The following is a 12063-nucleotide window of genomic DNA, read 5'->3' as shown; positions in this document are numbered from 1 at the left end:
GCCCCCGCGGCTTCAGGTCACCGGGTCGACGTCGTAGCTCCAACCCTTCCCCCGCGGAGCGAGATGCCGCGCCCGCTCCAGGCCATCGCCCTTCAGCGTGACCTGCCACCGATAGTCTCCGCGCAGCCGGTGGATGAAGGCCGGCGACGGCCCCATCACGCGGATGCCTTCGACTCCCTCCTTCAACAGGCCGGTGGCCAGCGCCTCAGCCGCCTCGCGTGCAGCGCCCGCAGCCCGCCCGTCGTCGGCGTCCGTCCGGGTCAGCACCGCCAGCTCCGCAAACGGCGGGAAGGCGAATGCCTTCCGAGACGGCAGCTCGGCGTCGTAAAAGCCTTCGTAGTCGCCCGCCACCGCGTAGCGCAGACCGTAGTGCTCGGGGTTGCTGGTCTGCACCACGACCCTGGAGGCACGACCGTCGCGCCCGGCCCGGCCGGCCACCTGCACGACCATGGCGAAAGTGTTCTCGGCCGATCGATAGTCGGGGAAATGCAGCGGCAGGTCGGCATCGACCACGCCCACGCAGGTCACCGCCGGCAGGTCGAGGCCGCGCGTCACGAGCTGCGTCCCGACCAGGATGTCGGCTCGCTGCTCGCTGAAGGTCTCCCAGATGTCGAAGTACGAGTCAGGCCCCCGCGCCGAGTCGCTGTCCAGTCGCAGGACGCGGGCTCGCGGCCAGAGCTTCTTCACCATGGTCTCCAGGCGCTGGGTGCCCATGCCCAGGCCGCGGATGTTCCGGCTGCCGCAGTGCGGACAGGTCGCGGGCATGGGCCGTGAATATCCGCAGTAGTGGCAGATGAGCCCATCGATCTCTGCGTGCTGGACCAGCGCCACCGAGCAGCCGAGGCACTGCACCGAACGGCCGCAGTCCCGGCACAGGACGAAGGTCGACATACCGCGCCGGTTGAGGTAAAGGATCACCTGCTCCTCATCCTCGAGCGTGCGGTCGACGACCTCGAGGAGGCGGCGCGAGAGCGCGTGGCGATGGCCCGCCGCCACCTCATCGCGCATGTCGACGACCTCTAGCTCGGCGTCACGGCCGCGAACGCGTTTCGTCAGCTTGGCCAGGGCCATTTCGCCGCGCGCCGCTTCGTGGTACGTGACCACGCTCGGCGTCGCCGAACCGGCGACCAGCCGAGCGCCGCAGACGGAGGCGAGCTTGCGCGCCACCCAGCCGGTCTCGTAGCGCGGCGTCCGGTCCTGCTTGTAGGCGGCCGATCCCTCCTCGTCCAGGCAGATCAGGCCGAGGCGCGGGATGGGCGCGAACACGGCGGAGCGGCTGCCGAGCACAACCTCCGCCTCGCCCCGCCTCGCGCGCCACCACTGCTGCGCCCGCTCGAGCTCGGTCAGCTGGCTGTGCAGCACGGCGATGGGCGCCCTCAGCCGGGCCCGCACCCGCTGGACGAGCTGCGGCGTCAGGGAGATGTCGGGTACGAGCAGGAGCACCCGCAGGCCCTCGGCAAGGGCTCGCTCCGCCGCCGCGAGGTAGACCTCGGTCTTGCCGCTGGCGATGACCCCGTGCAGGAGCGTGAGCTGGTTGGAGCCGATCACCTCGAGCGCGGCTTGCTGCTCGCCGGTCAGGACCGCCGCTTGCGCGGTCAACACCGGAGCGGTGGCCAGCTCCACCAGGCGGCTATGACGGCGCTGGCGGTTCGATGCCCGGGAGCCGATGGTCCCGGTCGATCGCACCCTCGGCGGGAGCATGGCGCGCAGGCATTCGATGAGCGGCACCCAGTAGTGGTCGGCGACCAATCGCGCCAGCGCGACCTGGTGCGGCAGCAGCAGCGGTTCGCTGCCGGCAGTGGCTATCGGCTTGGCGTCCACCCCGGGTTCGTCGGTGCCGAGCGAGACGACGAATCCATACGTGCTGCGCCGGCCGAACGGGACGGTGACCCGATGACCGGGGACGACATCCAGGCCTTCGGGCACCGCGTAGCTGTACGTCTCGCGACCCAGCCCCCGCGCCGCCTCGACCGCGACCTCGGCATAGAGCACGTGGCTAGCGGGTCAGATGAGGCAGGACCAGGTCCAGGATCCGATCCGCCATCTCGCGCTTGGTCGTGCGCTCGAGGTCGTGGCGCGCCCCGTCGGCGAACAGCATCACACCGGCGTTGTGGTCGCTGCCGAAACCGATGTCCGTGCGCGAGATGTCGTTGGCGACGATCGCATGCAGGCCTTTTCTCCTCATCTTGTCGAGCGCTCTGGCGGCGAGATCAGACCCCTCGGCCGCGAAGCCGACCCGAAAGACGGCGGCCAATTCCCTGTCGCTGCCCAGCGCGGCGACCAGGTCCGGGACCGGCTCGAGCTCCAGCGTGAGTCGCGGCGTCTCCTCGCGGCGGATCTTGGCCCGCGTGGTCTTGGCCGGCCTGAAGTCCGCCACCGCCGCGGCCATCACGAGCAGGTCGGCGCCTTTCATCCATGATCTCAGCTGGTCCCGCATCTGCTCCGCGGTTTCGACCGGGACGACGTTGACGCCGTGATGCGCGGGGTGTGAGGCGGTCGTCACGAGCGTGACCCGCGCGCCGCGGTCCGCCGCCGCCGCGGCGATGGCGAAGCCCATCTTGCCGCTCGAGTAGTTGCTGATGAACCGCACGGGGTCGATCGGCTCCCGAGTACCGCCGGCGGTGACGACCACCCGCCTCGACGCCAGGTCGTATCGCGATCGGACCGCGCCCGCCATTGCCGTCAGCAGCGGCGACGAGCCGGCCAGGCGGCCGGCGCCGACGTGCCCGCTGGCGAGGTGGCCCGATTCAGGCTCGACGATGGTCATCCCCCGCCGCCTCAAGGCCGTGATGTTGTCCTCCACTGCGGGCTTCGACCACATCGCGTCGTTCATCGCCGGCGCCACCACGACCGGACAGCGTGCGGCCAGCACGGTGGCGGAGACGATCTCATCGGAGCGGCCACCGGCGATGCGGCCGATGACGTTGGCCGTCGCCGGCGCGAGCAGGATCACCTGGGCCCAGTCCCCGAGGAAGACGTGAGGCTCCGCGGCGCCGTCGGTGGGCCACAGCCCTGTCAGGACGGGGTTCCCGGTCACGCCCTGGAATGAGGGGGGTCCGACGAAGCGGGTGGCGGAGGGGGTCATCGCCACGCGCACCTCGCAGCCCGCCTGCGTGAGCGCGGAAGCCAGGTCGACCAGCTTGTACGCCGCGATCCCGCCCGAGACCAGCAGCCCGACCCGGAGGCCTCGCAGCTCGTCGGGGACGGGAGTTGGGTCTAGAGGCACGTCCGGGGCTCTTCTCGCATGGGCTAAGTCTGCCCTTCCCGCGCTTCTTCTTGAAGGTCGCGCCGGCGTGCGCCATGGATGACCGCCAGCACTTCTGCCACCGCGCGCTCGAGCTCGTCGTTCACGACCACGTGGTCGTAGTGCGACGCGTAGGTCATCTCCGTCTCTGCGATCTTCCGGCGCGACGCGAGGTCCCGCGGGCTCTCGCTGTTGCGCAGCTCCTGCCGCCGCTCCAGCTCCTGCGTCGAGGGCGAGACGATGAAGATGAACAGCGCCTCGCCCAGCCGGACCCTCACCTGTTCGGCGCCCTGCACCTCGATCTTCAGGACGATGTCGTGTCCCGATGCCCGAGCCTCCTCCACCCGCTCGACCAGCGTGCCGTACAGGTTGCCGTCATAGGTGGCGTGCTCGAGAAACGCCCCCTCCTCGATCAGCTGCTCGAAGCGTTCCCGGCTGACGAACGTGTAGCTGACGCCGTCCACCTCCCCGGGGCGGGGCGCGCGCGTGGTGCACGAGACCGAGTAACGCAGGTTGCCGTCCAGCTCGAGCAATCGCCGGATCAGGGTGTCCTTGCCGACACCCGAGGGACCGGAGATGACGATCAGCAGTCCTCGCTTCACGGCCGCGATGACCAGAAGCTTTCGAAATCGGCTGGCGGCGCGGCCTCGAAGCTCATCTCGGCGCCCGTTCTTGGATGGCGCAGGCGCAGCCGCCACGCATGGAGCATCGGCCGGTCGGGGGCGCCAGGCTCGCGTCCACCGTAGTCGGCATCGCCCGCCACCGGGTGACCGAGCGCCGCCAGGTGCACGCGGATCTGATGGGTCCGGCCGGTTTCGAGGTCACAGCGCACAAGAGTATGTCCGCGCCGGCGCTCGACCACCTCGTAGCGGGTGCGGGCAAAGCGCCCGCCTTTGACCACGGCCATGCGCTTGCGCTCCTTCGGGTGCCGGCCGATCGGCCCCTCGAGCTCGCCCGCGTCGGCCTTGAGACGGCCGCGCACGATCGCCAGGTAGGAGCGGCTCAAGGTGCGGTCGCTCAACTGCGACGCGAGCGCGCGGTGGCTCACATCGTTGCGGGCGGCGACGATCAGCCCGGAGGTCCCCTTGTCGAGCCGGTGGACGATTCCCGGCCGCACCTCGCCGCCGGCCGCCGACCAGCTCCCGCCCATGCCGAGCAGCGCGTGGACGAGCGTGCCGGAGTGGTGTCCCGGGGCGGGGTGGACGACCATGCCTGCCCGCTTGTTGATGACCACGAGGTCGCTGTCCTCGTAGACGACCTCCAGCGGGATCGCCTCCGGCGAGGCCGCCAACACCTCGGCCGCAGCCGGCTCGTACTCGATCACATCGCCCGGAGCGATGCGGTCGGACGCCCGCGCCGGCCTGCCGTTCACCCGGACGGCCGCCGCCTTGATCAGTCGCGCCGCCGCCGAGCGGCTGAGGTCGCCGGCGTGCTCGGCGAGGAATCGATCCAGGCGGGATGCCGCCGCCGCCGCGATCAGGCGGCGGGCTTGCGTAGCAAATACCCGGCGGCCAGAGCCACGACACCGATGCTGATCGCCGAGTCCGCGACGTTGAACACCGGCCAGAAGTGAAAGTTGACGAAGTCGGTCACCGTCCCGAAGACGACGCGGTCGAAGCCGTTCCCGAGGGTGCCGCCCATGATCAGCCCGAGCACCGCCTCGGTCCACGTGTTGCCTGGGTTGCGGACGACGTAGACCACCAGGCCGGCGGCCACGACCACCGAGGCCACCAGAAAGAAGCCGGAGCCGGCCGGCGCCAAGCCGAAGGCCGCGCCCGAGTTGCGCAGGTTCGTGATCCCGACCAGGTGTCCGAGCACCGCGACCTCGGTCCCGTACGGGATCTCCGCCGCGACCAGGCTCTTGGTCAGCCGGTCGGCCACGAACACGGCCATGGCGGCGACCACGAACAGAATGCGTCCCGTCGTCAGTTTCGCTTGAGGCCGATCCAGATCTGCTCTCCTTCGAGCATCATCTGCTCGCCGTTGTAGCCGTCGTCGCGCCCATGCTCCAGCGTCACCGACAGCGTCTCGGTCTTGATGTAATCGGCGTGCCGTTCCAACGCACGCACGAGCATGCCGTCTGCCTCGTAGCGCGTGTTGATTCGATCTTCGACGTTGAGCCCGAGTTTCTTGCGGCGGTCCTGGATGGCGCGGACGACCTCGCGCGCGAGGCCTTCGAGGCGCAGGTCCTCCGTGATCGCGGTGTCCAGCTTCACCTCCTGCGCCCCAAAGGTCAGGCTCTTGACGTTCAGCTCCTCGCGCACGATCGCGGCCATGTCCTCGGGGAGGGGTTCGCCGGTCAGGGCACAGGATGCAAGAGGCTGCCGGACCTTGAGGCGCGCCGCATCGCGAGCCGCCAGGCCGGCCTCCACCGCCTGCCTCGCCCTTGCCATGTCCGTCTCGACCTGCGCGTCGTAAACGGGCGCGGGCTCAGGGAAGTCGGACAGGTGGACCGACCGGTCGCCTGAAAGGTTCCGGTAGATCGCGTCCGTCACGAACGGCGCGAACGGCGCCGTCAGCTGGCAGAGGGTGCGCAGCGCTTCGTGCAGGGTCTGGTACGCGGCGAGCTTGTCCCGGTCCGCCTGCGACTTCCAGAACCGCCGCCGCGAGCGGCGGACATACCAGTTCGACAGCTCGTCGACGAACCGCTGGATCCGGCGTGCCGGCTCGTTCGCGTCGTAGCGGTCCAACCCAGCCGAGACCGATGCCGTCAGCCCGCTCAGCCGCGAGAGCAGCCACCGGTCGAGCACGTGCCGTTCGGCCACCGGGACAGCCGGCTGCGATGGGTCGAATTGGTCGAGGCGCGCATAGGTGACGAAGAACGAGTAGCAGTTCCACAGCGGGATGAAGAACTGCTGCACCGTCTCCCTGAGGGTGTCTGGGCCGGTGCGATAGTTCTCGCCGACCTGGGTTGACGTGTAGAAATACCAGCGCAGCGCGTCCGAGCCGAAGTTGTCGAAGAGGTAGTTCGGATCGAGCACATTGCCCCGCGACTTGGACGACTTCTTGCCCCTGGGATCGACGACCAGGCCGAGGCAGATGACGTTGCGGTACGAGTTCCGCTTGAACAGCAGCGTCGAGATGGCGAGCAGCGAGTAGAACCAGCCCCTGGTCTGGTCGATCGCCTCGGAGATGAAATCCGCGGGAAAGGTCTCTTCGAATGCCTGCTCACCGTTGGCCGGGTAGCCGCGCTGCGCGAACGGCATCGCGCCCGAGTCGAACCAGCAGTCCAGCACCTCGGCGACGCGCCGCATGACTGCGCCGCATTTCTCGCACGGCAGGGTGACGGCGTCGATGTAGGGCCGGTGCAGGTCGGCATCGTCCTTGAGGCCGAGCTCTGAAGCCGAGCTGACGCAGCGCTGCTCGCCACACGCCTCGCACACCCAGAACGGCAGCGGCGTCCCCCAGTAGCGCGAACGCGAGATCGCCCAATCCACGTTGTTCTCCAGCCAGTCACCCATGCGGCCGGTCTTGACGTGCGCGGGCACCCAGTTGGTCGCGGCGTTGTTCGCGATCAGCTCCGCCTTGCGCTCCGTGGTGCGCACGTACCACGAGTCGAGGGCGTAATAGATGAGCGGAGTTTTGCACCGCCAGCACTCGGGATAGGTGTGGAGGATCGTCTCGGCCTTGTAAAGCAGGCCGCGTGCCTTGAGGTCGTCGAGGATGACCGGGTCGGCCTCCTTGACGTGAAGGCCCTTGAACTTTTGGACGTAGGGCAGGAACTTGCCGTCCAGTCCGACCGTGTGCCGGAAAGGGATGCCCTTGTCCTGGCTGAGGCGCAGGTCGTCGACACCGTAGAGGGCCGACGTGTGGACCACCCCGGTACCTTCCTCGGTCGAAACGAAGTCCGCGTCGACGACGTAGTGGGCGCGGCCTTCGGCCGGGACCGAATATGGGAAAAGCGGCTCGTAGTCGAGCCCGACCAAATCACGGCCCTTCATGCGCTCGACCACGTCTGACGGGTGGTCGAGGACCCCCTGCCGGGACTCGGCCAGGATGAGGAATTCGTCCCCATCCCTGACCTTGACGTAGTCGATGTCGTTGTCGACCGCCAGGGCGACGTTGCCCGGCAGCGTCCATGGCGTGGTCGTCCACGCGAGGATCGAAGTCTTCGGGTCCTTCTTCAGGCGGAACCGGATGAAGACGCTCGGGTCGGGCACGTTGTCGCGGTACCCCTGCGCGAGCTCGTGGCTCGAGAGCGGGGTGGCACAGCGGGAGCAGTACGGCGCGACCCGGAAGCCCTTGTACACCAGGCCCTGCTTCCACATCTCGCTGAGCGCCCACCAGACGGACTGGATGTAGTCCGAGGTGAGCGTCCAGTAGGCGGCCTCGTAGTCGAGCCAGAAGGCCATCCGCTGGCTGAAGGCGACCCAGTCGGACACGTACTCGTGCACGCTCGCGCGACACATCTCGTTGAACCGCTCGATGCCGATCTTGTTCTCGATCTCGAACTTGCCCGAGATCTTGAGCTTCTTTTCGACCTCGATCTCGACCGGAAGCCCATGCGTGTCCCAGCCCGCCTTGCGTTCGACGTAGAACCCGCGCATGGTCTTGTAACGGCCGAAGAGGTCCTTGAACGCGCGCGCGAGGATGTGGTGGGTTGCCGGCCTGCCGTTGGCGGTCGGCGGTCCCTCGTAGAAGACGAAGCGCGGCCGGCCGGCGCGCAGCTCGAGGGATTTCTGGAAGGTGCCCTCGTCCGCCCATCGCGCCATGAGCCGCCTCTCCAGCTCGGGGAAGCTGACCTTCTGGATTACGGGTTCAAACATCGCGCCCTGCTCGCGACCGGCGTGGTTGGACATCGCTCAGCCGATATTGCGGAGCGCGGCGATCAGGAAATATGCCGCCAGGGTGACCACCAAGGGAGAGAGGTCGATGCCCGACACCGGCGGCAGCCGCCGGCGCACCGGCGCCAGCACGGGCTCGGTCACCTGGACGGCGAAGCGCGAGACGGAGTTGGTCGGGAACGGGCTCACCCACGAGAAGGCAACCCGCACCAGGACGGCGATGATGAAGGCGTAGAGGGCGTAGATGATGAGGGTTACGATCAATGCCATATCGTCAGGTGGCGCGAGGTCCGAACAGCGCCTGGCCCAATCGTAGCATCGTGCTTCCAGCGGCCACGGCGGCCTCGAAGTCCCCGCTCATCCCCATCGAGAGGATGGGCAACCGCCTGCCCAGCCTCTGCTCGGCCTCGTCGCGCAGGCACCGGAGCTCGTTGAAGGCGGGCGCGGGATCGCCCGCGGACGCTCCCATGGCCATCAGCCCCTGGAGGTCGAGGAGCTTCGCCACCGCCGCGATGACCTCGAGCGCCCGGTCGGGGTCGGCGCCCGACTTTTGCGGCTCGCGCGCGACGTTGACCTGCACCAGGACGGCCTGCGACGGCGTCGCGCGGGCCAGGGCCTCCGCCAGGCGCACGGAATCCACGGACTGGATGAGCGCGAAGCGACCGGCGGCCTGTCGCGCCTTGTTGGTCTGGAGATGGCCGATCAGGTGCCATGCCGCGGCGTCCACCTCACCCATCTTCCTGATCGCCTCCTGGACGCGGTTCTCTCCCAGCATGCTCAGTCCCGCGCCCAGCGCCTGCCTGCAGACGCCGGCGTCAAAGCCTTTGGTGACGGCGACGATGGCGACCTCGTCCGGGTTGCTCCCCGTGGCCGCGATGCGGGCGCTCACCCACGCCAGGCGTTCCACGACGGTCGTCCCCGCGCCGCTCACCTTCATCGCAAGGCGACGATGGCGCCGAAGCGCGTCCCGTCCGGGCTCCGGCGGTGCGAGGGCAGGTACGGCGTCTCCTTCGTGCACAGGCCGAGGACGTGCACGTCCCTGACGCCGGCCGCCTCGAGCTGCGCTCGGTTGGCGGCGGCGAGGTCGAGAAGGGCGCGATCGCCCGAGCCGGGGGTGACGAAACGCGAGTCGAACCGCGAGGCGACGTCCTCCCCCACCTCGTAGCACTGCCGGCAGATGCCGGGGCCGATCCCAGCGCGGATGTCGCCCGGCGTGGTGCCGAACTCGTCCCTCATGAACTTCACCGTGGCGGTCGCGACGCCTGCCACCGTCCCGCGCCAGCCGGCATGGGCCAGCGCGGCGCACCTGTTCCGCGCGTCCCAGAGCACGATCGGATAACAGTCGGCGAAGGTGGCGAACAGCGCCACGCCGAGCTTGGCGGTGACCATCGCGTCCACACCGCGGACCACCTCGTGCGGCTCGTCGACGCGCGCGACCGCAGCCCCGTGCACCGCCCCCGCCGTGGTCAGAGTCTCGCCGTCGATCCCCAGAGCGCGGGCGAAGTCCCGGCGCGAGGCCAGCACCGGCGCGGGATCTGGGGCATGCGTGAGTCCGACGGAGCCCAGCGCCATCGTCGAGAAGCCGTGAATCAGACCGGTCTCGGCTTCGAGCTCAGGGATCTTCAAGACCTGCGGCGTGGCGCCCACGCCCTGAAGGTTACGGACGTCTGGTGCTGAGGACCTGCTCGATCTCCCGCTTGACCTGCTGCAGGTCCATGAACTCGCGGTACACCGATGCGAAACGGATGTAGGCGACCTCGTCCAGGTCGCGCAGCCGGTCCATCACCATCTCGCCGATCTCTCCGCTCGGGATCTCGACCCGGCCGGAACGCCGGAGCTCCGCCTCGATGTCGTCGACGATCGCCCGCAGCCGCTCCGGCGAGATGTCTCGCTTCTCGGTCGCCTTCTTGAGACCCGTGAACAGCTTCTGGGGATCGAAGTCCTCGCGCCGGCCGTCCTTCTTGGTGACGTAGAACGGAACGGCCTCGATGCGTTCGTAAGTCGTGAAACGCTGCCCGCACTGCAGGCACTCACGCCGGCGGCGGATCGCCTCCCCGATCTCCGAGTCGCGAGAGTCGACCACTTTCAGGTCGTGATGACCGCAGTACGGGCAGCGCATTGTCTCTGTCCTCTACATCCGGTTGCGCAGGAAGGCCGGGATGTTGATGTCGCCGAGCTCTTCGGCGCCGAACTCCGGCCGCTCGACGACGCGGCGCATGGTCTCCTGCTTGGCCTCCGCCTGGGTCTTGCCGCCGAAGCCGGTGGCGATCACGGTCATCTTGATCTCGCCCTGCATCGTGTCGTCGCGCACGACGCCGAAGATGATGTTGGCCCCCGGGTCCGCGGCCGCGCGCACGATCTCGGCCGCTTTCTGCACCTCCTGCAGGGTGATGTCCTTGCCGGCGGTGATGTTGAAGAGGATGCCTTTGGCGCCGTCGATCGAGGTTTCCAGCAGCGGGCTGGAGACCGCCTGCTTGGCGGCGTCCTCGGCACGCGTGTCGCCCGCGCCGTGCCCGATGCCCATGAGCGCTTCGCCCGCGTTTTCCATGATCGCCTTGACGTCGGCGAAGTCGAGGTTGATGACGCCGGGCTGCGTGACCAGGTCGGAGATCCCCTGCACGCCCTGGCGGAGCACATCGTCCGCCATGCGGAAAGCGTCCTCGAGCGTGGTCTTGGAGCTGGCGACCTGCGCGAGCCGGTCGTTGGGGATGACGATGAGCGCATCGACCTGGCTGCGGAGGGCCTTGATGCCCTCTTCGGCGGTGTCGTTGCGGATGCGGCCTTCAAAGGCGAACGGTCGCGTGACCACGCCGATCGTGAGCGCGCCGGCCTCCTTCGCCAGCTCGGCGACGACGGCCGCCGAGCCGGTGCCGGTGCCGCCGCCCATGCCGGCGGTGATGAACACCATGTCCGAATCCTGGACCACCGCGGAGAGCTCGGTGCGGCTCTCGTCGGCGGCGTCGCGGCCGCGCGTCCAGTCCCCCCCGGCGCCCAGGCCGCGGGTGATCTTGTTGCCCATCTGGACCTTCACGTCCGCCTGGCAGCGCTCGAGCGCCTGCTTGTCCGTGTTGACGGCGATGAACTGGACTTTGAGCGCTTTCGAGATCATGCGATTGACGGCGTTTCCGCCGCCGCCCCCGCAGCCGACGACCTTGATTCGCGCTCGCCCTTCGTGCAATTCGCTTTCCTTCATGACGTCCTCCTGCTCGAATTTTGGTTTGGCTATGGCGAGCTCTAGTTGGTTTCGGGTTTCTTCTCTAGAAAAAATCGCGCAGCCACCTCACTGTTTTTTGATACGTGGTGCCGAACGTCGCGGGCTGGCGGGAGTTGGAGTAGCCGCGGGCAGGAGCCCGCGAGCCCCATTTGACGAGGCCCGCGGCGACGCTGAACGAGGGCCCCTGCGCCCTGTCGGCCAGACCGGCCAGGCCCAAAGGCTGGCCGAGGCGGGCGGAGGTGTCGAAGACGGACTGGGCGGCGTCCATCGTGCCCATCAACCGTGAACCGCCGCCGGTGACGACGACCCCGGCGGGCAGCAGCTGGTCGAAGCCGCTCTTGCGCACCTCTTCGCGCGCCATCTGGAAGATCTCGCGCATGCGCGGGCCGATGATCTCGGCCAGGAAGCGGCGGGGCAGGGCCTGGATGCGGTCGCCGCCGACCTGCCGGACCTCGACCTTCTCGGCGTGGTCGATCACGTCGGGGAGCGCGTGGCCGTAGTTCAGCTTCAAGCTCTCCGCCTCTTCGAGCGTGGTGCGGAGGCCGATGGCGATGTCGCTGGTGACGTGGTTCCCGCCCACGGGCAGCACCGCCAGGTGGCGCGCGGAGCCGTCGGTGTAGACGACCACGCTGGTCGTGCCGGCGCCGATCTCGACCAGGCATACACCGAGCTCGATCTCCTGCTGCGAGAGCACGCCCTCGCCGGCGGCGAGGCCGGCGCACACCACGTCTTCGATGTCGAAGCCCGCTCCGTGCACGCACTTGATGACGTTCTGCACCGCCGTCTGGGCGCCGGTGACGATGTTGGTCTCGACCTCCAGA

The 12063-nt window shown here is 68.7% G+C and carries 12 protein-coding genes; all 12 read right to left on the bottom strand.

Annotated elements, in window-relative coordinates:
- Positions 1–12: 12 nt before the first annotated feature.
- Positions 13–1992, bottom strand: a complete 1980-nt coding sequence (priA, locus tag EPN29_07860; GenBank protein TAN32535.1) for a primosomal protein N' — start codon at positions 1990–1992, stop codon at positions 13–15.
- A 4-nt stretch (positions 1993–1996) separates the two neighbouring features.
- The gene (gene coaBC, locus EPN29_07855) at positions 1997–3193 is read right to left on the bottom strand and encodes a bifunctional phosphopantothenoylcysteine decarboxylase/phosphopantothenate--cysteine ligase CoaBC (GenBank protein TAN32613.1); all 1197 of its coding nucleotides are present in this window, start codon (positions 3191–3193) and stop codon (positions 1997–1999) included.
- A 56-nt stretch (positions 3194–3249) separates the two neighbouring features.
- Positions 3250–3846, bottom strand: coding sequence for a guanylate kinase (locus tag EPN29_07850; GenBank protein TAN32534.1), 597 nt, complete (start codon positions 3844–3846; stop codon positions 3250–3252).
- The gene (locus EPN29_07845) at positions 3843–4724 is read right to left on the bottom strand and encodes an RluA family pseudouridine synthase (protein TAN32612.1); all 882 of its coding nucleotides are present in this window, start codon (positions 4722–4724) and stop codon (positions 3843–3845) included. The genes EPN29_07850 and EPN29_07845 overlap by 4 nt, the downstream gene beginning before the upstream one ends.
- Positions 4721–5149 (bottom strand): signal peptidase II, encoded by a 429-nt coding sequence (gene lspA / locus EPN29_07840; GenBank protein TAN32533.1) that lies wholly within the window; start codon positions 5147–5149, stop codon positions 4721–4723. Before lspA ends, EPN29_07845 begins: the two co-directional genes overlap by 4 nt.
- A 20-nt stretch (positions 5150–5169) precedes the next feature.
- A complete protein-coding gene (locus tag EPN29_07835) occupies positions 5170–8043 on the bottom strand; it encodes an isoleucine--tRNA ligase (GenBank protein ID TAN32532.1) in 2874 nt (957 codons plus the stop codon).
- A 3-nt stretch (positions 8044–8046) separates the two neighbouring features.
- Positions 8047–8298: a YggT family protein gene (locus EPN29_07830; GenBank protein ID TAN32531.1), complete on the bottom strand. Its 252-nt coding sequence runs from the start codon at positions 8296–8298 to the stop codon at positions 8047–8049.
- Positions 8299–8302: 4 nt separating this feature from the next.
- Positions 8303–8965: a YggS family pyridoxal phosphate-dependent enzyme gene (locus EPN29_07825; GenBank protein ID TAN32530.1), complete on the bottom strand. Its 663-nt coding sequence runs from the start codon at positions 8963–8965 to the stop codon at positions 8303–8305.
- Entirely contained in the window at positions 8962–9675 is a 714-nt protein-coding gene (locus EPN29_07820; protein ID TAN32529.1) for a laccase domain-containing protein, read from the bottom strand. Before EPN29_07820 ends, EPN29_07825 begins: the two co-directional genes overlap by 4 nt.
- Positions 9676–9685: 10 nt before the next feature.
- Positions 9686–10147 carry a transcriptional repressor NrdR gene (gene nrdR, locus EPN29_07815; protein ID TAN32528.1) on the bottom strand — a complete coding sequence of 154 codons (462 nt, stop codon included), beginning with the start codon at positions 10145–10147 and terminating at the stop codon, positions 9686–9688.
- A gap of 12 nt (positions 10148–10159) precedes the next feature.
- Positions 10160–11221, bottom strand: a complete 1062-nt coding sequence (ftsZ, locus tag EPN29_07810; protein TAN32527.1) for a cell division protein FtsZ — start codon at positions 11219–11221, stop codon at positions 10160–10162.
- A gap of 64 nt (positions 11222–11285) precedes the next feature.
- Positions 11286–12063 (bottom strand): cell division protein FtsA (ftsA, locus tag EPN29_07805; GenBank protein ID TAN32526.1); only part of this gene is annotated, 778 nt, incomplete at its 5' end.

Source organism: bacterium (assembly GCA_004299235.1).
Taxonomy (GTDB): Bacteria; Chloroflexota; Dormibacteria; order Dormibacterales; family Dormibacteraceae; genus SCQL01.
Note: the sequence above shows the minus strand (reverse complement) of the source record. Positions and strands in the feature narration are given on the sequence as shown.

What these genes read in the sequence shown, in the direction of transcription:
- EPN29_07825 (TAN32530.1), bottom strand. Translation starts at nt 8,965, where the DNA reads ATGAAGGTGAGCGGCGCGGGGACGACCGTCGTGGAACGCCTGGCGTGG.
- EPN29_07830 (TAN32531.1), bottom strand. Translation starts at nt 8,298, where the DNA reads ATGGCATTGATCGTAACCCTCATCATCTACGCCCTCTACGCCTTCATC.
- EPN29_07835 (TAN32532.1), bottom strand. Translation starts at nt 8,043, where the DNA reads ATGTCCAACCACGCCGGTCGCGAGCAGGGCGCGATGTTTGAACCCGTA.
- ftsZ (TAN32527.1), bottom strand. Translation starts at nt 11,221, where the DNA reads ATGAAGGAAAGCGAATTGCACGAAGGGCGAGCGCGAATCAAGGTCGTC.
- nrdR (TAN32528.1), bottom strand. Translation starts at nt 10,147, where the DNA reads ATGCGCTGCCCGTACTGCGGTCATCACGACCTGAAAGTGGTCGACTCT.